Annotated in this window: 16 protein-coding genes; 9 read left to right on the top strand and 7 right to left on the bottom strand. The window is 57.6% G+C overall.

From position 1 onward, the window contains the following. Positions 1-56: 56 nt before the first annotated feature. From QLG10_RS02880 to QLG10_RS02865, 4 genes are all read right to left on the bottom strand, one after another. Positions 57-2501, bottom strand: a complete 2445-nt coding sequence (locus QLG10_RS02880; protein WP_272606016.1) for an MMPL family transporter — start codon at positions 2499-2501, stop codon at positions 57-59. A 27-nt stretch (positions 2502-2528) separates the two neighbouring features. Next, positions 2529-3605 carry a YCF48-related protein gene (locus QLG10_RS02875; RefSeq protein WP_282485452.1) on the bottom strand — a complete coding sequence of 359 codons (1077 nt, stop codon included), beginning with the start codon at positions 3603-3605 and terminating at the stop codon, positions 2529-2531. 82 nt (positions 3606-3687) lie between these two features. Beyond that, a complete protein-coding gene (locus QLG10_RS02870) occupies positions 3688-5052 on the bottom strand; it encodes a DUF1329 domain-containing protein (protein ID WP_192415908.1) in 1365 nt (454 codons plus the stop codon). Between the two features lie 32 nt (positions 5053-5084). After that, entirely contained in the window at positions 5085-6914 is a 1830-nt protein-coding gene (locus tag QLG10_RS02865; RefSeq protein WP_282485451.1) for a DUF1302 domain-containing protein, read from the bottom strand. A gap of 312 nt (positions 6915-7226) precedes the next feature. On the opposite strand from QLG10_RS02865, the gene QLG10_RS02860 reads away from it, so the two are divergent. Further along, the gene (locus tag QLG10_RS02860; RefSeq protein ID WP_282485450.1) at positions 7227-9221 is read left to right on the top strand and encodes an alkyl sulfatase dimerization domain-containing protein; all 1995 of its coding nucleotides are present in this window, start codon (positions 7227-7229) and stop codon (positions 9219-9221) included. A 65-nt stretch (positions 9222-9286) separates the two neighbouring features. Here QLG10_RS02860 and QLG10_RS02855 read toward each other — a convergent pair whose 3' ends face one another. Then, the gene (locus tag QLG10_RS02855; RefSeq protein WP_272606011.1) at positions 9287-10336 is read right to left on the bottom strand and encodes an AraC family transcriptional regulator; all 1050 of its coding nucleotides are present in this window, start codon (positions 10334-10336) and stop codon (positions 9287-9289) included. Between the two features lie 209 nt (positions 10337-10545). On the opposite strand from QLG10_RS02855, the gene QLG10_RS02850 reads away from it, so the two are divergent. Continuing rightward, positions 10546-12207: a GMC family oxidoreductase N-terminal domain-containing protein gene (locus QLG10_RS02850; protein ID WP_282485449.1), complete on the top strand. Its 1662-nt coding sequence runs from the start codon at positions 10546-10548 to the stop codon at positions 12205-12207. A gap of 31 nt (positions 12208-12238) precedes the next feature. Here the strand turns inward: QLG10_RS02850 and QLG10_RS02845 are convergent, their stop codons facing one another. Then, positions 12239-12790 carry a DUF2889 domain-containing protein gene (locus tag QLG10_RS02845; RefSeq protein WP_282485448.1) on the bottom strand — a complete coding sequence of 184 codons (552 nt, stop codon included), beginning with the start codon at positions 12788-12790 and terminating at the stop codon, positions 12239-12241. A gap of 31 nt (positions 12791-12821) precedes the next feature. Next, on the bottom strand, positions 12822-14264 hold the full coding sequence (locus tag QLG10_RS02840; protein ID WP_282485447.1) for a coniferyl aldehyde dehydrogenase: 1443 nt from the start codon (positions 14262-14264) through the stop codon (positions 12822-12824). Positions 14265-14501: 237 nt separating this feature from the next. On the opposite strand from QLG10_RS02840, the gene QLG10_RS02835 reads away from it, so the two are divergent. From QLG10_RS02835 to QLG10_RS02805, 7 genes are all read left to right on the top strand, one after another. Continuing rightward, positions 14502-15287 carry an enoyl-CoA hydratase/isomerase family protein gene (locus QLG10_RS02835; RefSeq protein WP_282485446.1) on the top strand — a complete coding sequence of 262 codons (786 nt, stop codon included), beginning with the start codon at positions 14502-14504 and terminating at the stop codon, positions 15285-15287. Between the two features lie 32 nt (positions 15288-15319). Beyond that, complete coding sequence (locus QLG10_RS02830; protein ID WP_282485445.1) at positions 15320-16567, top strand: thiolase family protein; 1248 nt, start codon at positions 15320-15322, stop codon at positions 16565-16567. Positions 16568-16576: 9 nt separating this feature from the next. After that, on the top strand, positions 16577-17734 hold the full coding sequence (locus QLG10_RS02825; RefSeq protein ID WP_282485444.1) for an acyl-CoA dehydrogenase family protein: 1158 nt from the start codon (positions 16577-16579) through the stop codon (positions 17732-17734). 72 nt (positions 17735-17806) lie between these two features. Next, positions 17807-18583: an SDR family NAD(P)-dependent oxidoreductase gene (locus QLG10_RS02820; RefSeq protein WP_272606004.1), complete on the top strand. Its 777-nt coding sequence runs from the start codon at positions 17807-17809 to the stop codon at positions 18581-18583. A 40-nt stretch (positions 18584-18623) separates the two neighbouring features. Next, the gene (locus tag QLG10_RS02815; RefSeq protein ID WP_282485443.1) at positions 18624-20210 is read left to right on the top strand and encodes an AMP-binding protein; all 1587 of its coding nucleotides are present in this window, start codon (positions 18624-18626) and stop codon (positions 20208-20210) included. A 399-nt stretch (positions 20211-20609) separates the two neighbouring features. Beyond that, positions 20610-22013, top strand: coding sequence for an AAA family ATPase (locus tag QLG10_RS02810; RefSeq protein WP_282485442.1), 1404 nt, complete (start codon positions 20610-20612; stop codon positions 22011-22013). Continuing rightward, on the top strand, positions 22010-22924 hold the full coding sequence (locus QLG10_RS02805) for a DUF4435 domain-containing protein (protein ID WP_282485441.1): 915 nt from the start codon (positions 22010-22012) through the stop codon (positions 22922-22924). The genes QLG10_RS02810 and QLG10_RS02805 overlap by 4 nt, the downstream gene beginning before the upstream one ends. The last annotated feature ends 237 nt before the right edge of the window (positions 22925-23161 follow it).

The raw sequence follows: 23161 nt of genomic DNA, 5'->3' as shown, positions 1-23161 counted from the left end.
CGACCTCGAACACCTCATTGAGGACGAAGCGCATATCGCGCAGGGGCGCTTTGTAATCAGACATGATTGGAACTACTCACTTTCTGCAACAGGAAATGGGACAGCGCCGGGATCAGCACCAACGCACCAACCATGTTCCAGATGAACATGAAGGTCAGCAGGATGCCCATGTCGGCCTGGAACTTGATTGGCGACCAGGCCCAGGTGATCACGCCGGCAGCCAAAGTAATGCCGACCAGCGCCACCACCTTGCCGGTGAATGCCACGGCATTGCGATAAGCCTCGGTCAACGACAACCCGGCGCGTTGCTGGGCCAATTGCACGCTCAGCAGGTACAACGCGTAGTCCACGCCAATGCCGACACCGAGGGCGATCACCGGTAATGTCGCGACTTTCACGCCCATGCCCAACCAGACCATCAGCGCTTCGCAGAGGATCGACGTCAGCATCAGCGGCACTACCGCGACCACCACCGCCCGCCAGCTGCGGAAGGTGATGAAGCACAGCACGATCACCGCGCCATACACATAAAACAACATGGTGCGGTTGGCCTCGCGCACGACGATGTTGGTCGCCGCTTCAATCCCGGCACTGCCGGCCGCTAACATGAACTGACGCTCGCCATTGCTGTGTTCACGGGCGAAGCTTTCAGCCACTCGCACCACGCGATCCAGGGTTTCGGCCTTGTGGTCCGCCAGATACGCGATGATCGGCATCATCGAGCAATCGTTGTTGAACAGGTCCGGATTGCTGACAGATGCCTGCTGTGCGCCGTAATTGAGCACATCCTGATTACGCGCGATGGTTAGCATCTTCGGGTTGCCTTCATAGGAACCCGCGGTGATCTGCCGTACCGCGTTCACCAGCGACACCGTGGTCTGCACGCCCGGTTGTTGCTGCAACAACCAACCCAGGCGATCGGCTTCTACCAGGCTTTCATATTTCAGACAGCCTTCGCTGGGTGTCTTGAGCATCACCGCGAACTGATCGCTGGACAGCGAATAGTTAGCGGTGATGTAGGCGTTGTCGCGGTTGTAGCGCGAATCGGCACGCAGCTCGGGCGCACCGGGGTCCAGATCACCGACCTTCAACTGGGTGCTGACCATGAAGCCGCCCACCGCCAGCAGCCCCGCCACACTGACGGCGATAGTCGCCCAGCGGCGCTCGGTGAATTTGTCGAGAAAACACCACAGCGCGCCCATACCGCTGCCTCGCAGCTCCTTTTTTTCCGCGCGCAAGCTGCGCTCGGCAGCCTTTCGACTGACACCCCAATACGACAGCAGCACCGGCAGCAGCACCAGGTTGGTGAAAATCAACACGGCAACGCCAATGCTGGCGGTGACTGCCAGGTCCTGGATCACCGGAATGTCGATCAGCATCAATACCGCGAACCCCACGGCGTCGGCCAGCAATGCGGTGAGGCCGGCGAGAAACAGCCGGCGAAAGGTATAACGCGCGGCGATCAACTGATGGGTACCGCGTCCGACGTCCTGCATGATGCCGTTCATCTTTTGCGCGCCATGGGATACGCCAATGGCAAACACCAGGAACGGCACCAGAATCGAAAACGGGTCCAGCGCGAAGCCAAACAGCGCCACCAATCCCAGCTGCCAGATCACTGCGATCACCGAACACAGGATGACCAACGCCGTGCTGCGCACACACCGGGTGAAGTAGAAGATAATCGCCGTGGCTATCAGCGCGGCGGCACCGAAATACAGCATCACTTGCATCAACCCATCGATCAGGTCGCCCACCAGTTTGGCGAAGCCGATCACGCGAATCTTGATCGGGCCCTTGCCCTCCTCGCTCGCCACCCGTACGACCCCATCGAACTCGTACTTTTCACGCAGCTTCTCTTCGATGGTTCTGGAGAATTGGTGATAGTCGATGGCCTGGCCGGTGACCGGGTCTTTCTCCAGCAGCGGCACGAACACCATGCTCGACTTGAAGTTGTTGCCGATCAGGCTGCCGACAATGCCAGAGCGGGCAATGTTCTGGCGCAACTGTTGAACACTTTGCACGGAGCCGTCATAGGAATCAGGCATCACCGGGCCACCCTGGAAGCCCTGTTCGGTGACTTCGGTCCACCGCACTGCCGGCGTCCACAGCGATTTCATCCAGGCGCGGTCGACTCCCGGAGTGACGAAGAGTTCATCGTTGATCTCTTTCAGCGCGTTCAGATAATGCGGGTCGAAGATATCGCCATCAGTGCTCTCCACCACCACCCGCACCGCATTGCCCAACCCCCGTAAGGCCGCGCGATTTTCCAGATAATTCTTGATGAAGGGCTGGCTCTGCGGGAGCATTTTTTCGAAGCTGGCGTTGAGTGTCAGTCGCGTAGTTGCCAGGTAGCTCAGTGCTAACGTCACCATCAGGCAAGCCAGCACCACCCACAGGCGATTGTTGAAGATCAGCCGTTCGAGGCCATTACCAGAGCAGGCATCGAAACCCTTGAGTTCGCGGATGACCGGCATTGTTTCGAGTTCGTAGTGACCCATGATGTTGTTCTCTATGTAATGCCGGGCTCAGTCAAGGGCCAGTCGCCGCAGGCCCTGGGTACCCGCAAGTACCAACGCACCATCGGACGTCACTTGCGCAGCGGCTACCGGAGACGTCACGGTGTTCTGTCGGGGATGAAAACTGGCACCGTCGTCGGTGCTGACCAGCACATGACCGGCCTGGCTGACGAGTACGATCCGGCCGTCGGCGGCCACGGAACTGGCGGTGATACTGAGGGGAAGCGCGAGTTCGACCTTGCTCCAGCTCGCGCCGTCATCGGTGCTGCGAAAGACGTTACCGCGCAATCCGAAAACCAGCGCCGCTCCCGGCTTGCCGGTAATGCCGAAAAAGCTGCCGTTATAAGGCGTCGGCATGGCATTGAATCGGCCGCTTGCACGGTCCAGCTTCAGCACCAGGCCCTGCTCCCCAGCGATATACAGATCATTGCCTACGGGGCGCAATGCATAGAGATTCAACGCCGAGGGGTTGTCGGTACGCTCCAGCAGTGGCGTCCAGTCAAGGCCCCCATTGTCTGTGCGAAAAATCAGATTGAACGCGCCGACGATGTAGCCAACCCGGGCATTCTCGAACCAGACATCCAGAAAGGCCTTGTCGGCGCCCTCGTCGAGCATTCGCCGCGCATCACTGACACGCTGTTGCAGATCAACATTGTCCGGCTGCTCGGCGAGTCGGGGTTGATAGTGGTCGAGCAGCAGTTGCCCGATCCGACGCCCGTCCAGTTGCCGGCTCCAGGTCTGCCCGGCGTCGCGGCTGTGCAGGACCACACCGTCGTGTCCGACGGCCCAGCCCGACTGCGGCGTGGGAAAGGTGACTGCAACCAGGTCGGAACTGACCGGAACCTGTGCCTGCTTCCAGTGTTCGCCTGCATCATCGGAGTAAAGGATATGACCGCGCTGGCCAACGGCGATCAACCGCTCACCGGCCTGGCTCAGCCCGGTGTAGGTCGAATGCATGGCGTATTCACTTTGCAGCGCGGGGGTGTCGAGCACATCGGCAAACCCGCCGGCAATTACCGGGCGGGTAAACGGCACTGCCAGCGCTGATGCGAGCGCGGCGAGCAGGGTCCATTTGATCATTGTCATTATTGTGATCTCGGGTGCACGTCACAGACCTCTGCAGGCGCGGGCAAGTCGTATCGCCGCCCGCTCCTGCACGATCGTGGGTTTAACGGATGCCGGTGCCGGCCAGGGACTCGGCCGACCACTGCGCCTTGGACAGCGGGTCGATGTATTTGAGGCCGCCGTAAGGCCCGTAGAAACCATTCATGTTGTAGGCACCGGAAACCAGGTCATAGAGCATGTGGTTGATGGTGTCCGGGGCCTGCACGTCGTAGCTGTAGGTCAGGTGCGAGAAGCCGCCACGGTAGAGCTGGCCACGAGCGTCATACGCGTCGGACGCTAGGGCAATCCAGCTGTCCTCGTCGAGGTAGAAGGTACGTTTGCTGTAGATGTGACGCTTGCCGGGCTTGAGCGTGGCTTCGACCACCCACACCCGATGCAGCTCCCAACGCAGCAGGTCCGGGTTGACGTGGTTGGCGGTCGTCACATCGCGCGCGTCCTTGTGATAGCTCAGCTTGTAGGTGTTGTACGGCACGTAGAGTTCTTTCTTGCCCACCAATTTGAAGTCGTAACGGTCCATCGCGCCGTTGAACAAGAACGCATCGTCGTAGGTTGCCGCACCAACTGTGCCCGGGTTTGGCGTGTCGTAGGCCAGGTCCGGCGCCAGTTTCACCCGACGTTGCCCCGGCAGGTACTGCCAGGCGCGACGGGGCTGTTTCAGCGGGTTGACCGAATCCATGAGCAACAGTGCTTCACCGGCACGCCGGGCCGGCCCTGTGTAAGTCAGCTTGATCTTGTAGAAGGACTCATCGGCAGCGACAGCCCCCACAGCCCGGGACGGCGCATAGAGCGGGTACTCGATATTGAACACGCCCGTGGAGCTCAAGGATGCGGTGCCAGACGAGTCGACGTTCCACGAATCGTACTTGTTGGTCATGGCCACGCCCTGATAGCGCAGCAAATGGTTCCACATCGCTTCGTTGCCATCCGCCGGAATCGGGAAAGGTACGCCCGGCAGTACGTTTTCCAGCGACAAGCCACCATCGGTGGTCTTGGCGGTCACGGCATTTTTCGCGGTGTTCTCGAGAACCGTCCTGGGCAGCGCGACGCTACGGTGAGTCGGGTACACGTCGAGGCGATAGCTGGGGTAACGCGTGAGCAATGCCTGGGTTGTCGCGGTGAGTTTGTCTTTCTGTTCGGCGAGGTTCTTGGCAGTGATCACCAGGCGCGGTTTTTCATCGCCAAACGGATCAGGACGGAACGAGTCGCCATTTTTGAAATTGGCCGGGACTGTGGTCAGGCCACCGGTGTAGGCCGGAATGCTGCCATCGGCGTTGGCGGCTTTGTCCGCGCCGACGGCGGTCAGCGTAGTGCCCAGTTTCGCGGCCTGGTCGGCGTTGACGGCCGCGTGCGCGGAGCCTGCAACGGCCAGGGTCAGGGCGGGAGCCAGTAGTGATTTGAGAAGGTTCATAGAGTGTCTCCTGTTAACGCACAACTCGAATATCAGAGGGTGGTTTTGAAGGTGAAAGTGACCATGCCGCGATCCTTGAGCTGGGCCGGGGTACCCGCGAAGGCTGTGGTCTGGCCGGGAACGCAGTTGTACTGGCCGTTGGCGCCGGGTGCAGCGCCATCGCCCTGTGCCGCGGCGTTGCCGGCAGAGCCGCAGGTGTCGAAGTCGCCGAAGTTATCGACGTATTTGAGGTCGAAGCGGTACTGGCTGTGCACGTCCATGCCAACGCCGACCGAATAGCTGCCAGTGCCTTTGTTACCGCCCATTTGCACGGCGGACTGGCCTGAGAGGCCGACGTTGTAACTGACCGGCAGCGATAGATCGACGCCGGGGAATACCTGGTACCAGGTCGGGTTGAAGTTCATGCCAAGGATGAAGTTGTCCTTGGTGACCTTGTCGACGCCGTGGTACCAATCCTCGCCCTTGAACAGTTGCTTGTTCTCGGTCACGTCCAGCCAGCGGCTGTAGCCGAGTTCAACCAGCAAGGTCGAGGAGTCCCACAGCGGGGTGTCGCCAAAGGTGGTCAATCCGTTGAGCACCGCGTGTACGGTGTTGCCACGTGCCACGCCGTTCTCGCCATCGAAGCTTTCAATGAAACCGGGCGCGTTCGCTGCGCCCAAAGCCGGGTTGACGGTGGCCGGAACGCTGGACAGCGCCATGTTGTGGCGATAGCTCAAATCGAAACCGACACTCACACCGGCGACGTTTTTAGCAAGGCTCAAGCCATAGACATCGATGTCATCGACGTAGAACTGGTTGTAGCTGCCGGCATTGCCCGAGGCCAATTGCGCCGGGCCGACCGCCACCGGTTGCAGCACCAGGTTGGGCAGAATGTCGGAGGTCTTGCGGTAGTAGAGACCCAGGGTGCCGTCCAGCCACGCCGGACTCCACTTGGCCATGAGACCGAAGTCACCGCGCTTGTCAGGGGTATGGGTGTGGCCATTGGTCAGGCGTAGAAACTCATTGGCCCCCAAGGGCCCTGGCGTGCCGAAACGGGGATTGCGTGCAGCGATCAGCGACAGGTTGTGGCCGCCGTTCTGGATACCGTCGTTGAAACCCAGGTACGTGCCCGACTCCGGCAGTCGTGCAGCATCCCAATCAAGGAAGTATTGCGCCGCCAGGGTCAACTCCGAGTTGACTGTGAAGCTGGTGGACAATTGATTGCGCGGGATGAACAGCTCTTTGGCTTCAGTCCCTGGCACCGCAAGCGCCTTGGACAAGTCCAGTCCGGACTGGCCATAACTGTTGCCGTGGGCGAAGGCCAGCACGCTTTCACCCCAATACAAGGTGTGCTGGCCCGCCTTGGCGCTCAACAGCGATTCGTCACCGAACTCGGTGCTGCCGAAAACAAAGGCATCAAGGATTTCCGAGGACGGGCCATTGTAATAACGCTCGGCATAGCCGCTCAGATGATGGGAGTCTGGCCTGCCATTGTTCAGCTGGTTGGTCGATGGGTTGAAGCTGCCGACGTCGTCATAGGCATGGTCGTACCAGCTGTTGGCACTGACCCGAAACCCCAGCTGCTTTTTGTAGACCACGTCCAGTTCCGACAACACATCGAGGCGCTGCGAAACCGGGCTGCCGGAGGAAAAATTACGGTTGCCGTCGTTGTTGTTCCACGCGTTGGCCAGCTTGCTGTTCGGCGCTTCCACCCGCTGGGCGTAGTTGAACTTGAAGGTGTTGTCGAAACGAACCGAAACGTCCTCATTGCCCGTATCGAACTCGAACGCCTGCACAGGCGTGATCCCCAACCCGGCGAGAACCGCCGATGCCAGCAGCCCGCGTCGCAGATTGGAATGGCAGATCTTATTGTTGTTATTCATCTAGCGTGCTCGCCTTACTGTGGATTCGCGAAAAGTCATTCAGGAAAAACGCCCGTCAGCCAAACGCCCTGCTCTTAGGGAGCGCAGGCCGGATCGGTCGAGAATGTTGTATCGCGAGCAGTGAGGGAGACGCCGGTCAATTGGGCCAAATCATCGGTCAGCACAGCGCGCAGGCGACCAAACCCACGCCGCGCTTTGTATTGACTGATGAATGGGCGCTATTGACCGGTCTGCATGGAACAGGGCCTGTAGAACAAATGTCGAGCGGTCCGCTTGCGCCGACCAGAACCCTTGACCTGAAAAACAGACCTCATGAAAAAGACCCTTTCTGTTCTGCTTTTACCTTCGTTGCTGGCCAGCCTGATCAGCCAATCCGCCGTGGCCGCCGTTGAACCGAAATCGGCCGAGCCCGCCACCGTGACGGCCAATGACGCGACACGCCAGATGCTGAAAAACATGAACAGCCGGAGCGAGGCCGACATTCATCGCGGTTTCATCGCCAGCATCCCGGATGCCGAAACGCTGACGGCGGACGGCAAGGTGATTTATAGCCTCAAGGGTTATGAATTCCTCAAACCGGCAGAAGGGCCGAACACCGTCAATCCCAGTCTGTGGCTACAGGCACGCAAGAACATGGCAAACGGTTTGTACAAGGTCACGGAAGGGTTCTATCAGGTGCGCGGCATCGACTTGACCAACATGACCATCATCGAAGGCAAGACCGGACTCATCATCATCGACCCCTTGATGACCGCCGAAACTGCGCGTACCGCACTCAATCTCTACTATGCGCATCGTCCGAAGAAACCGGTGCTGGCGGTGATCTACAACCACAGCCATGTCGATCATTACGGCGGCGTCAAAGGTATCGTCGATGAAGCCGACGTCAAGGCCGGCAAGGTACAAATCATCGCACCCGCGGGATTCATGGAGCACGCGATTGCCGAAAACGTCATGGCCGGCAACGCCATGAGTCGGCGCACCGAATACCAGTTTGGTACCACCCTGCCCCGTGGCGATCGCGGTCAACTGGACCTGGGCGGCGCAAAGGCGTTGCCCAATGGCACCATCACGCTGATCCCGCCTACCCGGGAAATCACCAAGCCGATCGAGACGCTGGAAATCGATGGCGTAGAAATTATCAACATGCTCACACCTGGCACCGAAGCGCCGGCGGAGATGGTTCACTACTTTCCACAACATAAAGTGCTCGACACCGGTGAGCTGGCCATTCAGGCGCAACACCAGTTGCTCACCCTGCGCGGTGCGGAAATCCGCGACAGCCAGGCTTGGGCCAAATACCTCAACGATGCACTTCAGCGCTTTGGCGCCGATACCGACATCCTCGTGGGCCAACACACCTGGCCGGTGTTCGGCAAGGAACAGGTCAACACCTACCTGAGCAAGCAACGTGACCTTTATAAATGGATGCATGACCAGTCACTACGCCTGGTGAATAAGGGCTACAAACCCGTGGAGATCGGCGAGTTCATGCGCCAGAACGTGCCATCCAGTCTGGCCAGCGAGTGGTTTGCCCGTGGTTATTACGGGTCTGTGCAGCGCAACGCCAAGGCGGTGTATCAGCAATACATGGGCTGGTACGACGCCAACCCGGCCAATCTGGATGCCTTGAGCAATATCGATTACGGGCGCAAGTTCGTCGATTACGCCGGCGGTGCCGACGCCTTGCTGGCCCGGGCACGCACAGATTTCCAAGCTGGCGAATATCGCTGGGTGTCCCAGGCCATGAACCATCTGGTGAATGCCGAACCCACCAATCAACCCGCACTGGAGCTGTTTGCCGATGCCCTGGAGCAGCTCGGCTACCAGGCCGAATCGGCGGTAGAGCGCAATAGCTACCTGACCGGAGCTCAGGAGTTGCGCAGCGGCGGGAAAAAAGTGCCGTCACCGTTGCGTACCGCCAGCCCGGACACCATTCGCGCGCTGTCCATCGAAAACATTTTCGACTTGCTCGGGGTTCGTCTCAACGGGCCGAAGGCCGAGGGCAAGCACATCGTCATGAACTGGAATTTCACGGACAGCGGCAAGCAATACGCGCTCAACCTGGAGAACTCGGCGTTGACCTACTCCGTGGGTCAGGTGGCACCCAATCCGGACGCTACCTTGACGCTCGATCGCGACACCTTGAATGCGATCATGAGCCAGCAACTGACACCGCAGCAGGCCCTGCAAGATGGGCAATTGAAAATCGAAGGTAATGCCCAGGCCTTCGCCACCCTGCTGGGTCTCATGGACACGTTCTCGCCGAATTTCGAAGTTGTGCTGCCCAATCCACCGGCACAATAATCGCCGTCGATAAAACGAAAGCCTCACCGAACAGAGTTTCGGCGAGGCTTTTTTTTGCGATGGGCTCAGCCCTGCTGCCGGTAATCCGTCGGGGACAACCCGGTCCAGCGCTTGAAGGCGCGGGTAAAGTTGCTGGTATCACTGAAGCCCAGCAGGAAGGTGATCTCCGTGACGGGACGCGAGGCCTGGCTCAAGTAGCTGCAGGCCAGCTCCTTGCGTGTGTCATCGAGCAATTGCTGGAAACTCGTCCCGCGCTGGGACAGCTTGAGCTGAAGCTTGGTCGGGCTCATGCACAACGCGCTGGCCACCTTGTCCCGCGTGCAATCGCCATCCGGGAGAAATTCGATGATCTTCTGCGTGACGCCTGTAATGACATCGTTTTTGTCCAGCCGCGCCAGGTAGCTGATGATGATGTTGTCGTTGACTTGTGCCAGTTCCGGGCACGAACCGCTCAATTGGCGCACCATATCGGCTTTGTCGAAAACCAGCAGCCCGTAGTCCTGACTGAAGACCACCGGTGAGCGAAACAGCGTCTCGTAAGGCTCGGCACCTTCGTGCGGCATGGGCCGGCGCATTTCAACGCGCAAGGGGTTGAATACCTGCGTGTCAATCAGGCGCATCGTGCGCACCAGAAAGCCGAAAAATGCGTCTTCGGTCTCACTGCTCAGAGGCACCCGATGCTCGAAGCGCAATGACACCTCATCGGTGCTCTCGCTGACGCTGATAGTAGCTACCTGAGAGGCCAAGCGGAAATAACGCTCCAGACGTCGGCAAAAATCCATCAAGGTGCCACTGGCCGCCAAGGCATAGCCCAATGCATGGAGGTGGGTCAGATGCAGATGCCTGGAGACGATCAGCCCAAAATACGGGTTATTGGTCACATCCACGCAGGCCTGGAACAAGCGGGTCATGGTCGTGGCAGGCAGGCGAATCATCGGGTCGGCGGACAGTCCCTGGGGAATGCCTACAGACGCAAGGATACGTTTGCTGTCCACCCCACTGGCCTCCAGCGCCCGAGCGATGGCGACGGTGTAGCTGCCAATGGTGGTGGGCTGCTGCGCTTCGTCGCCTGTGGCCGGTGCATCGCCGGGCCTTTGTGTCGTCGAACCTGACATGGGATTGCCTGCTGAAAATGCGATTGTCGATACTCGCTCCGGCCTGCTTGCCGGTCAATCTCCGGTCTGTGCCTTGTGCCGGATGTGCCGATGCTTGGCGCGATCGTCACCTGCGCCGTTGACCGTCGAATTCGTTCTATTGACCGGTGGCGAAGCGGTCTTCTCCTGACAATGCAGTGAAGTTGTGCATCGGATAAAGAGAAGAACGCATGAACGAGAACACGGTATTCGATTACATCGTAGTTGGCGCAGGCGCTGCCGGCTGCGTCGTCGCCAGTCGCTTGTCGGAAGATCCGGACATTTGCGTCTGCTTGCTCGAAGCGGGCGGCCCTGATACCCACCCGTTGGTGCACATGCCGGCGGGGATCGCCGCCATGGTGCCGACGTCGATCAATAACTGGCAGTACCAGACCGTGCCCCAGGCCGGCTTGAACGGCCGGGTCGGCTATCAGCCCAGGGGCAAGACGCTGGGGGGAAGTTCATCGATCAATGCCATGGCCTATCACCGTGGCCATCCTGAGGATTTCGATCGTTGGGCGGCATTGGGCAATCCTGGCTGGAGTTATCAAGACGTACTGCCGCTGTTCAAGCGCGCCGAGCACAACGAGCATTTCACCGACCCCTTGCATGGCCAGAATGGACCGCTCAACGTGCGCTTCCATACCTCCCCCAATCCGTTCGGCGAAGTGTTTGTCGAGGCTGGCCTGCAGGCAGGCTATCGCGCTTGCCCTGATCAGAACGGCGCGACCATGGAAGGATTCGGACGTGTGCAGGTGATGCAGAAGAATGGCCAACGTTGCAGCGCAGCGAAGGCCTACCTGACACCCCATACGGATCGGCAGAACCTGCGTATCGAAACTCACGCCCACGCAACCCGGATCATTTTCGAGGGCAAGCGTGCGACGGGCATTGAGTTCCTGCAGAACGGCGTAAAACGTTCGCTGCGTGCCCGCCATGAGGTGATTGTGAGTTCCGGTGCGTTCAACTCTGCGCAGCTGTTGCTGTTGTCTGGAATCGGTCCCAAGGACGATCTGTTGAAACTGGATATCCCGGTGCTCCACGACTTGCCGGGTGTCGGGCAAAACCTCGTAGACCATATCGATTACGTGCATTCCTTCCGTGTCAAATCCCGTCGCCTGATGGGCCTTTCGTTTGCCGGATTGTGGGACATGGCCAAAGCCGCCATCCGCTACTGGCGGCGGCGCAGCGGCCCGCTGACCAGCAACTTTGCCGAGGCGTGCGCCTTCATCAAGACCTCACCGGAACTGCCTCAAGCCGACATCGAGCTGGCGCTAACCATCGCCATGTTCGCCAATCACGGTCGCACCTTGTATAGCGGCCATGGTTTGAGCGTCCATGCGTGCCTGCTGCACCCCAAAAGCATCGGGCGCCTGACGCTCGCCAGCGCCGACCCGTTGGAGCCGCCCCTGATCGACCCGGCATTCCTGACGCATCCCGACGACATCAAGACGCTGGTCAAAGGTTTCCGTGTCATCCAGCAGGTCATGGCCACCCCGGCCTTCCGGGCCTTCAATCCCAGGAGTGTCATTGCAATGCCCATGGACACCGATGAGCAGATCGAACAGGTTCTGCGCAATCGCTCCGACACGCTCTATCACCCGGTGGGCACGTGCAAAATGGGTACAGATGACATGGCCGTGGTGGACCCGCGCTTGAAAGTCTACGGTGTCCAAGGATTGCGTGTAGTGGACGCATCCATCATGCCGACCATCATCGGCTGCAGCACCACCGCGGCCACGGTGATGATCGGTGAAAAAGCCTCGGACCTGATCGCTGAAGATCGTCGCGGTGGCGCCGCCCTGCGAGCACCGAAAGATCAGGACGCCAATCTGTCTCGTCACCTTGCATAAAAAACAGCAGGCTCGTGCGCGAGCCTGCCTTTCAACTCTTCAGAATCAAGGCCACAGGGCCATCTTCACGCAAGGCGTGGCAGCTGTTGATCAAACCATTGGCGGCTTTATCAAAAGCCTCGGCATCCGCCGTCGTACGTGGCGCCACTGTTGCCCGCGCCATCGGGATGGTTTGAAACGCGGTGGTAGCGATTGGCAACAACAACTCCGTCAAATGCACGCAACCGCCGACACCGCCAAACAGGTCCTTGATACGTCGCGAAAATCCCGGACCAATCCGCTCGCCGATCAATGACTGATAAGCCTCCACAGCACCGCGACATTCGCTGGTAGGTACATGGGGCATGGACACCTGCACTTCATGCACGATGAAGTCATCGTCCAGGGTCAGACGGATCAACATGCCATGGTAAGTCTCACCCGCCGACACTACTCGCCCCTGAACCAGCGTCATCGGATGAGACTTGCTGTCATCAAGCCGGCCTTCGATATCCCACAACCCGTCGGCTCGCAAGATTCCTTTGCAGATCACCGTGCGCCGATGGATCAACCGTCGGCCCCACACATCGATATCACCGTTCACAGGCCTGCCTCCAGTTTCCGGACCACTCGATTCAAGGTTTCAACACAGCCTTCATCACCCGTCGAAACAGCCTGCCATAAGGCGGTCGCAGCAAGCCCATGACGTCCACGCAGGGGGGTGTATAGACGGCTCGCTGCAAGCTGAACGCCTTGAAACCATCGCCGCCGCGATAGCGCCCGAACCCTGAGTTTCCGCAGCCACCGAAGGGCAGATCGCTCTGAAAAATGTGTTGCATAACCTCGTTGATACAGGCCCCGCCCGACGACGTGCGCTCCAGTACCTTTTTCGACTCGGCACGGTCATTGCCGAAGTAGTACAACGCCAATGGCCTCGGCCGCTCGTTGACGTAGGCGATGGCTTCATCGATGGATTGGTAGACACGGATCGGCAGCAGCGGCCCGAACAACTCCTCCTGCATCACCAGGGTGTCCTCAGACGGTTCCACCAGTATTGTCGGCGCAATCTTGCGTACGTCGGCGAGCGGCTCCTGACCAGGATTGACTTCGATGCAACGCACACACTTGGCCCTGGCATCCGCCAGACAGGCTTGCAGGCGCTGGTACTGGCCGGGTGTGGCGATGGCGGTGTAGTCGGGGTTGTCACGCAGGGTCGGGAACATCTTGCCCAGTTCCACTTGCATGCTGGTCAGCAGCCGCTCGAGGTCCGTTTCATGCACCAGCACGTAATCCGGGGCGATACAGGCCTGACCGGCATTGATGCCCTTGCCGCCCCAGATACGCCGTGCCGCATCATCAAGGTCCGCGCCACGACCGATGATGGTCGGTGACTTGCCGCCCAGTTCCAGGGTAAGCGGCGTCAGGTTCTGCGCTGCGGCCGCCATTACCATGCGCCCTACTCTGGGACTGCCAGTGAAAATGATGTGGTCCAGCGGCAAAGCACTGAAGGCTGCGCCAACGTCGGCGCCCCCGACGAATGCCGCCACCTCGGTATCATCGAAGTGTCGAGCCAGCAGGTCAATCAGCAAGGTTGCGGTGGCGGGCGTGAACTCCGACAGCGTGATCATCGCCCGATTGCCCGCCGCAAAGGCTTCGGCCAAAGGCGCGAGCGAAATGGCCAGCGGAAAATTCCATGGCGTCATGATGCCGATGCTGCCCAATGGCTGAAAATGGATTTCGGCCTTGGCGCCCAACCACCCGGCGCCCATTTCCGGGCTGCGCCGCTCAGGCTTCATCCAGCGCCGCACATGCTTGCGCGCATATTTGAGCCCGGCGACCGGCAACAACACGTCACTCATCAATGACTGATCGTGGGATCGCCATGAAAAGTCCGTAGCCAGCGTTGCACAAAATGCCTGTCGGTTGTCCAGTAACAGAGCAATGAGGCGATCGATTCGATCAATGCGCAACGCTGCCGATGGCGGCGCTTCGGCGATGAACGCGGCTTGCTGGCGCGCCAGCACATCCTGCATTCGGGCGATGGTCACATGGGTGTCGAGGTGTTCACTGCTGGCCATGGGATTCCTTGAGTCTGATGGTAATGCGCACCGATGGTGCGCAACGCCTCCGCGCCCTGCCAGTCATCTGAACCCTTTCTCCGGTCTTTGGCGAACGCTGCGCCTTGGCTGCTGTGCTTCAGCGCATTCAACGGACAAGCGCTTTCGTTGCAAGGACCTGCGTCAGTGTCGACGGTATTTCTAGTATCAGCTCATCCGCTACGCCATCAGCGCGATCAACAATAACGGGGAGCTGTCATGAGTGAAGAAATTTTGCAGTATGAAATCGTCGGCCCGGTGGCGCGCCTGACGCTCAATCGGCCACGGGCCATGAACGCCTTGAACCTGGCGACGCTGGACGAGCTGGAACACTGCCTCGACGCCATTGCTCGCAATGACGAGTTGCGGGTGGTGATTCTCACCGGCAACGGCCCTGCCTTCTGCGCCGGAGCCGATTTGAAGGAAGTGCTGGCCGGCGCGAGCCTGGCCGCCGGTGAAGCTGATTTTCTCGACCGTGCCAACCAGGTCTTCAGTCAACTTCGCAATTTCCCCAAGCCAGTGATTGCCGCCCTCAATGGCGTGACCATGGCCGGTGGCCTCGAACTGGCGATGTGCGCCGACATCGTGGTGGCAGCGCAATCGGCCACCCTGGCCGACGCCCATGCCAACTTCGGCGTCTATCCCGGTGCGGGCGGCGCGGCGATCCTGCCACGCCTGATCCCGCTGAACATGGCGATGTACCTGCTGCTGACTGGCAAATCCCTGTCGGCCACTGAAATGAAAGTCTATGGCTTGGTGTGCGAAGTCCACAGCGATACGGAATTAGCCAGCGCCGCACTGACATTGGCCCAGCACATTGCCAAGAAGAGTCCGATCGCACTTCGGCGCATGAAAGAGGTCGCCCGCACCTCCGCCGATAAGTCTCGCGACGATGCCCTGCTGCACGAGCAGGTGATGTTGCGCCAACACTTGCGCAGCGCCGATTTCCAGGAAGGTATTCAGGCCTTTGGCGAAAAACGCGCACCGAACTTCAAGGGCCGCTAGGCCGCCTATTTTCAGATTTCGCAGGAACAGACATGAACGATATTTATGTAGTGGGCGTTGGCATGACCCCCTTCGGCCGCTTGCTCGAACGCAGCGTGCACGACCTGGTTGGCGAAGCTGTCAGCCTTGCCCTGAAGGATGCCGGTGCCGTCACCGCCGACATCGGCTCGGTGTACTACAGCACCATGACCAACGGCATTTTGCAGGGGCAGACCGCGATTCCCGGACCGATTGCCATGCGCCGTCTCGGCATCGAGGGTGTTCCGGTGTTCACGGTGGAAAACGCCTGCGCGTCCGGTTCGTCTGCCTTCAACCTCGCCATCCTGGCGTTGCGCGCCGGTCAGTGCGACATCGCCCTGGCGGTGGGTGCCGAGAAGATGAACATTGACGATAAAGCGCGGATGTTCGCGGTGTTCGATGGCGGCTGGGACGTCTCCACCGTCGAGCAGAACAAACGTACCTTACTGGCCATGGGCGAAGGCATCGTGCCGCCGCCAGGCACGGTGTCCGAGCGCCCTTACAGCGTGTTCATGGACGTGTATGCGGCGATCTGCCGCAATCACATGATGCGCTACGGCACGACTCAACGGCAGATTGCCGCGGTGGCGGCGAAGAATCACCAGCACTCGGTGCACAACCCGCTCGCGCAGTTCCAGCGGGCTTTCAGCATTGACGAGGTGCTGGCGTCGCCGCCGATCTGCTACCCGCTGACCACCTTGATGTGTTCGCCGATCAGCGACGGTGCCGCCGCTGTCGTGCTGTGCAATGCCGACGGACTCCAGCGCTTGAAGAATGCCGGCGAGCGCGCCGTGCGTGTATTGGCCAGCGTGGTGCAAACCGGTACCAGTCGGGGCCTCGACGAGCCGGAGAAAATCGTTTCGCACCTGGCGGCGAAAAAAGCCTACGCCCAGGCCGGCATCGCTCCGGCCGATGTCGACGTCGCCGAAGTACACGACGCCTCGGCCATTGGCGAAATCATCAATGCCGAATCGTTGATGCTTGTGCCTTTCGGCGAAGGCGGTCCGGCGGCCGAGCGCGGTGATTTCACTGTCGGTGGTCGCATGCCGATCAATCCCTCCGGCGGCCTGGAATCCAAAGGGCACCCGATTGGCGCCACCGGCCTGGCGCAACTTCATGAGCTGGTCACGCAACTGCGTGGCGAAGCTGGCAAGCGCCAGGTCGAAGGCGCGCGCATTGCCATACAGGAAAACGGCGGCGGTCTCTTCGGCATCGAAGAAGCCGTCGTCGCCGTCAACATTCTCGCCAACAAGAACATTTAAGGAGCCCCCATGGGACATGTCATGCGCACCCCGGAGCAATTGGAAGCGGTCGAGAGCTTCCGTCGTTTCCTGGCCGACAAGATCGACCCGGTATTCAACAAGGAGTACCGCGACAAGTTCATCCCCCGGGAGAAAATGGCCGAGATCATGCGCCAGCTCACCGAGTTCGGCATGATTAGCGGCGCGGTCAGCGAGGCCCGCGGCGGCCTGGGCCTGGATTGGCCGACCCTGATCATGCTGTTCGAAGAAGTGGCGGCGTGCTCGGTCGACCTGTCGTCGCCAGTGGTGATCAACTCCTTTGGCGCGCAGATACTGGAAAAATTGGCGCCGGACCACCTGCGTGACCGTTACCTGCCCGGCCTGATCAGCGGGGACCTGTTTGCCAGCATTGCCATTTCGGAACCCGACGTCGGCTCCAACGTGCTGGAAATCAAAACCCGGGCCCGACGTGACGGCGACGATTTCATCATCAATGGTGAAAAGACCTGGATCAGCAACGGCTCCTATTCCGACTTCCTGATCTGCACCTGCCGTACAGGCGACGATCCACGCAAGGGGCTCACCCACTTCCTGCTGGACCGCAAAGAGCACCCGTATGAAGTGCGCAACATTCACAAGATTGCCTGGAACAGCCAGTCCACTGCACAAATTTTCCTCAACGATGTACGGGTGCCGGCCAGCAACATCATCGGCAACGAAGGCGAAGCACTGAAAAACACCCTGTCGCTGTTCGAACGCTCCCGGGTGTTCGTCGCGGCGCAAGGCCTGGGTATCGGCCGCCGTGCCCTGGAAGAAGCGGTGCGTTATGCCAAGGAACGCAAGCAGCACGGCAAGCTGATCGCCGGGCATCAATTGATCTCGGCGATGCTCGCAGAAATGGCCACCCGGGTTGATGCAGCCCGACTGTTGACTTACCGCGCCGCCGAGATGATCGGGGCCGGGATTCCAGCCGAAATGGAAGCTGCAATGGCCAAATACTTCGCGTGTGAGGCGGCGGTCACCATTGCTCGACAAGCCGTGCAAATCCATGGCGGTGCCGGTGTCACCACCGATTTCCTCGTCGAAAAACTGGCTCGTGAGGCGATCGTCGTCCCCATCCCCGAAGGCACCACGCAAATCCAGCAACTGATCATCGGCCGCGCCCTCACCGGGATCAACGCGTTCTGATTGGCTCAAGGTTCGACACCCAACAATAACAACCCGGCCTCTTGATGGCCGGGCAACGAACAGGACACTTTCATGCGTATTCAAGACAAAGTCGTGGTTATCACCGGTGGCGCTTCGGGCCTGGGCCTGGCAACCGCTCATTATCTGGTGGAGGAGAAAGCTGCGTTTGTCGCGATTTTCGACCTCAACGTCGAAGCCGGTGAGGCTGCTGTCGCCAGAATTGGCGCGGACCGGGCAATATTCGTCCAGACCGACGTCAGCGACGAAGCCTCGGTACAACATGCCGTGGATAGGGTCATGGCCCGGTTTGGCGCCATCCACGTGTGCATCAACGGCGCTGCCGTGCCAACTGGTTTCAAAGTACTGGGCAAGGAAGGCAAGGCCGCACCGCTGGCGCGGTTTGCCCAAGCCACCGCGATCAATCTCAATGGCGTGTTCAATGTCATGTCCAAGTGTGTTGAACACATGACCCGCAATGACGCCGAAGCCGGGGAAGAACGCGGCGTGGTGATCAACGTATCGTCAGGCGCCGCGTATGAAGGCCAGGTTGGCCAATGCGCCTACTCCGCAACCAAAGCTGGCGTGATTGGCATGAACATGCCGGCCGCGCGCGAACTGGGTGCCGTCGGGGTACGTGTCAACGCCATCGCTCCGGGGCTGTTCCTGACCACCATGGTCGCCGGGCTCGAGGAAAAGATCCTCGACTCGCTCAAGGAACAAATGGAAGCACCCAAGCGCCTGGGTGACACCCGTGAGTTTGCTCATTGCTGCGCTTTCCTGATCGAGAACGCCTACATCAACGGCGAAACCATTCGCCTTGATGGCGCAACGCGAATGCGCGCTCGCTAAACCACGCTGCGACCTTCTTGAGCCATCAGAGCAATCACCCATGAAAATGAATTTTTGCCGGATCATGCGTTTGCTGGCGTTGCGTTACGGCGATCACGAGGCAATCGTCAACATCGAGCGCAATCGACGCTATACCTATGCGCAATATCACCTGCTGAGCAATCGCATCGCCGATGTGCTGCGCACCACATTGAAGGTGCGCGTGGGTGAGCGTTTCATGCTGATCCTGGAAAACGACAACCTCAGCCTGATGATGTTTCCCAGCACCTTCAAGCAGGAAGGCACGGTGGTCATGACCAACCTGCGCGATGCGCTCGACGAGCATGCGCGCCAGATCGACCTGGTCAAGCCGCGGATCGTGTTTATCGAGACCCGCCTTCTGGACAGCTATTACGAAATGCTGCGCCATCGCGGATGCGAGGTGGTCGTGATGGACCCGCCCACCGCCGAGCAAGCCGCCCTCCCCGGCGTGCACAGTTTCTGGCCGCTGGTGGAGGCCGCTTGCGATCGCGACAAAGAGGTGAATCTCGATACCGATGAGCATATCTGCATGTTGCGCTTCACCGGCGGCACCACCGGCAAGGGCAAATGCGCCATGTACTCCATCGACAACTGGATGGCGTGTCGCGATGCAGCGTTCATCAATACCGACTTGGGGTTCTCCAGTACGACGCGATTGCTGCACGTCTCGCCTTTATCCCACGGGACGCTGATGAAATTCATCCCGACGGTTTACGCCGGGGGTACCAACATCACCCTCAATCACCTGGACATGGAAAGCTGGCGGCGGACGGTGGAGCATGAGCGTGTCACTCATTCGTTCCTGGTGCCCACCGTGCTCTACCGACTGCTGGAGTTGCAGCGAAGCGATCCAAAGGACTTCTCTTCGCTTACCACACTGATCTACGGCGCAGCGCCGATGAGCCCTGACAAACTCGGGGAACTGGTGGCGTGCTTCGGTCAAATCTTTACTCAAGGTTATGCCGCCACCGAATCCCCGATGCTGATAACCACGCTCAACAAGGCCGCCCACCAACCGGATAGCGCTTCTACATTGCAACACTTGTCATCCGCCGGGCGTCCAACGCCCGGGGTCGAGGTTTTCATTACAGACGCGCAGGGAAACCCGTTGCCCAATGGCGAAACCGGTGAAATTCGCATTCGCTGCAAAGCCATAATCAAAGGTTACTATGAGAATCCTGAAGCGACAGTGGCAGAGTTCGAAGAGGGCGCATGGAAGTCCGGGGACTTGGGCTACATTGATGCAGATGGCTACCTGTACATCGTCGACCGCCTCAAGGACATGATCATCAGCGGCGGTTTCAATGTGTACGCGGTAGAGGTCGAAGCGGCACTAGCGGCGCATCCTTCTGTAATGATGGCTGCCGTAGTCGGTATTCCTCACGCAGAATGGGGTGAAGCCGTTCATGCAGAAGTGGTTTTGCGCAAAGGTGAGACCGTCAGCGCCGAGGCATTGATTGCCCATACACGGGCGCGATTGGGTGGCTACAAAGCGCCCAAGTCGTTGGTATTTGTCGATGAACTACCTACTTCAGTAGTAGGCAAAGTACTACGCCGGCAAGTACGCGAAAAATACTGGCAAGGTGCATTGCGCAAAATCGGTTGAAGTTCGGACAGCAGTTATTTGCCCCGATATCAGGTGATTTATACCGAGTATGCTCATGAACCAATTCGACTTGGGCCGTTTCCATGCGCTTACGCGGACCGACGTTGCACCAGGGGCATGCGCTCACGATGCTCAGTGGGCGCAATAGTGTCGCATCAGAGCCAATCTAACTGCGGTGGGCAAGTTTTGGCCGATCGCAGTCTTACGCGAAGGGCAGCTATGGGTCGGTGTCAGCCGTCGTGGCAGGCAGAAATCGGCCAAAAGCTGCCGGTGGGGAACGGGCAGAAAACGGCCAATAGCAGCCCTTTTGGGTAGGCACTCAGCAAAAAGCTAAAGCCCGAACACGGTTACTCAGGTATGCTGTCAAAACGATAGCAACTCACCTTTTGGAGGCCTGTAGTGCAAGGAAAATCGATCCGAAAAATTCTGATAAACGGTCTACACAACCACCTCGACATTGATATAGATCTCAATCCAGGACTGAATGTTATTTACGGAAAAAACGGCAAGGGTAAAACTACCGTACTCCACATCCTAGCAAACATATTAGAACTAGACTTCCAAAGATTTTTACACCTTACATTTAACAAAATTGACATTTATTCATTCTCGAATAATCACCTAGAGATTATTAAATTCGACGAACACTACCTTGCAGTTCGATACAATGGCTTAGACGTAGGCAGTCGGTATGAGGGGCAAGCGGCGCCTCAGTTATCCGAAAGTGAATGCGAAGTAATTAGCGAGGCCTTTGGCGGTCGCCCAATATACCTACCAGCATATCGGGCAATTTTGGAAAGAGTAAAATCATCTCCTTACGACCAGCCCAACGCTGAATACGAATCCATAAAAAAATCAGAACTCGCCTCGCTTAATAAGGCTCGACATGCAGGATACAGCTGGCGTTCTCAAGAACAGCGAGCCGGTTTGATAGCAAAAAAAACACAGCAATGCAGGGACTGGTTCGGCGCGTTCGTTCCCATCATTAGATACCCAGCGCTTGCTGAAGTAGTGGAAAGCATCACAGATGAATTTACAGATGCCCAGATGGAAGCATCACAGTCAGAGAGAAGAATGCTGTCCTCTACCTTCATTGAGGTTTTCAAATCTCTTGTATCTACATACGACACACCTAGCGACGGAGAAGTTGAACCACTAATCGCGCGTGTGAAAAACGCATTGGACGTTGAGGATGATACAGCGAATGCTTATCCGGATCATTTGGGCCGCAGCTTGGCTGAAGAGCTTGCAGATGCAAAAATCTATAGTTCAACTCAAGAAAGCGCCGCACAAAAAAGAGTTCTAAAACTTTACGCTGAATTATTAGAAAAAAGAAAAGCAGAAAAACTACAATCATTCCAAAAAATTCGAAACTTTGAATCTGCGGTCAATCGATTTCTCGACCAGAAAAAATTCAGGGTATCAAATCGCGGCATCGATCACAGACGTAACTATGTATACATTGAAACAGACACAAAGTCATTCTACCCTGTTTCAACGCTCTCTTCAGGAGAAAGACAGATCCTCACTATGCTTTTCTCTGCAACGCGCATGAGTACTCTGACCACAGGCGTTTTCTTGATTGACGAGCCCGAACTATCGCTCCATGTAGATTGGCAACGTATAATTTTAAAAGAAATAAGTACACAAGCGCCGATGAGACAAATTATTGCATGCACTCACTCTCCTGAAGTAGGAGCAGACCATGATGACGCAGTTCAGATGTTTGCACCTGTAATTTCAAGCAGCAGTGATGGGCCTGTTAGTCCAACTCAAGACGGATTCTTGGACGAATTGATATGAGTAAATATAAGGACATATCCTCCTACAGACTCGCAATAAAAATTCGCAGCCATAAAACCGTACTTGTCGAGGGCGCATCAGACAAATCGGTTATATCTCATTTCTTGTTATCTAGAAATTATCACGACAACCATCAATCTGACTACTTTGTTGATGATGCATCAATAGTCAAGCATGACGATGCACTTTGTGGCTTAGGAAACAAAAATAAAGCACTTGCAATTATCAGCACCATAAACAACCCAAAGCTAAGCGGAATGATCGACCGTGAATGGGATAATATTAACCTTAGCGAACTCGATGAAAGCCAATTTATACAAAACATAAATAATGTTTATCTTACCAAAGGACATTCGATTGAAAATTACTGGTTCGATGTGGATGCATCAGTTAGCTTTCTAATCAAAGCATTCCCTACAACCGTCAACCAAGATTATTTGCAAACCATATCATATAGCTTCCCCGCGATTTTGCGCTTTGCTGCTGCATACTCACTAACAGCAAAAGACGCCTCAATAATAACGCGCTCTTCAGAGCTTATTTCTCATTCAGATATCTCATGGGATAACGGAGACTTCCTTCTTCAGGAAAGCTTCAATGCTAAGCTTTCTGAACGAGGAGTTAACTACACCTTCTCAACTGATTGCAACAAACGATATTCACAGCTCATGGCATCCAATCAAACTCTATTAAAATGGGTTTGTCATGGCCATCTCGGTGAAGAGGCAATCAGATCTTGCTTAGCGGCAGTTGCATTGGCAAATGGAATTGACCAAACAACCGTTACAGATATCGAAAGAGGGAAGAAAAACGAAAAGTTTTCTCATGACTCTGAATACGTGTGCTCACAAGATTTACATTGTGTAGATCCGCTAGACAAAATACTAGAATGGGTTCGAGTAGCTCCCTAACAGTAACTTACTTCAGATACACTATCTATCGCCACGAATTGATCGATGTAGGCTTACGAAACCCTAAGCTGCCGATGACGACCGGCAGCTTAGGGTCGGTTTCTGCCGATCCCGATAGGCTGAAATCGGCCAGAAGCGGACCGTGATACACAAATAAATCTGTCCCCTTTTCGATGATGTTCAACTTGAAAGATGCACAGTGGATAGCAGCAGCCGAGGTGCGTAGGACGCGCTTGA

Origin of the sequence: Pseudomonas sp. V98_8, assembly GCF_029967975.1 — a bacterium.
Classification (GTDB): Bacteria; Pseudomonadota; Gammaproteobacteria; order Pseudomonadales; family Pseudomonadaceae; genus Aquipseudomonas; species Aquipseudomonas umsongensis.
Note: the sequence above shows the minus strand (reverse complement) of the source record. Positions and strands in the feature narration are given on the sequence as shown.

Bases quoted from the DNA above. Each gene is read 5' to 3' on its own strand.
- QLG10_RS02820 (WP_272606004.1), top strand. From the start codon at position 17,807: ATGCGTATTCAAGACAAAGTCGTGGTTATCACCGGTGGCGCTTCGGGC.
- QLG10_RS02830 (WP_282485445.1), top strand. From the start codon at position 15,320: ATGAACGATATTTATGTAGTGGGCGTTGGCATGACCCCCTTCGGCCGC.
- QLG10_RS02815 (WP_282485443.1), top strand. From the start codon at position 18,624: ATGAAAATGAATTTTTGCCGGATCATGCGTTTGCTGGCGTTGCGTTAC.
- QLG10_RS02835 (WP_282485446.1), top strand. From the start codon at position 14,502: ATGAGTGAAGAAATTTTGCAGTATGAAATCGTCGGCCCGGTGGCGCGC.
- QLG10_RS02870 (WP_192415908.1), bottom strand. From the start codon at position 5,052: ATGAACCTTCTCAAATCACTACTGGCTCCCGCCCTGACCCTGGCCGTT.
- QLG10_RS02880 (WP_272606016.1), bottom strand. From the start codon at position 2,501: ATGGGTCACTACGAACTCGAAACAATGCCGGTCATCCGCGAACTCAAG.
- QLG10_RS02825 (WP_282485444.1), top strand. From the start codon at position 16,577: ATGGGACATGTCATGCGCACCCCGGAGCAATTGGAAGCGGTCGAGAGC.
- QLG10_RS02840 (WP_282485447.1), bottom strand. From the start codon at position 14,264: ATGGCCAGCAGTGAACACCTCGACACCCATGTGACCATCGCCCGAATG.
- QLG10_RS02805 (WP_282485441.1), top strand. From the start codon at position 22,010: ATGAGTAAATATAAGGACATATCCTCCTACAGACTCGCAATAAAAATT.
- QLG10_RS02875 (WP_282485452.1), bottom strand. From the start codon at position 3,605: ATGACAATGATCAAATGGACCCTGCTCGCCGCGCTCGCATCAGCGCTG.
- QLG10_RS02855 (WP_272606011.1), bottom strand. From the start codon at position 10,336: ATGTCAGGTTCGACGACACAAAGGCCCGGCGATGCACCGGCCACAGGC.
- QLG10_RS02850 (WP_282485449.1), top strand. From the start codon at position 10,546: ATGAACGAGAACACGGTATTCGATTACATCGTAGTTGGCGCAGGCGCT.
- QLG10_RS02860 (WP_282485450.1), top strand. From the start codon at position 7,227: ATGAAAAAGACCCTTTCTGTTCTGCTTTTACCTTCGTTGCTGGCCAGC.
- QLG10_RS02865 (WP_282485451.1), bottom strand. From the start codon at position 6,914: ATGAATAACAACAATAAGATCTGCCATTCCAATCTGCGACGCGGGCTG.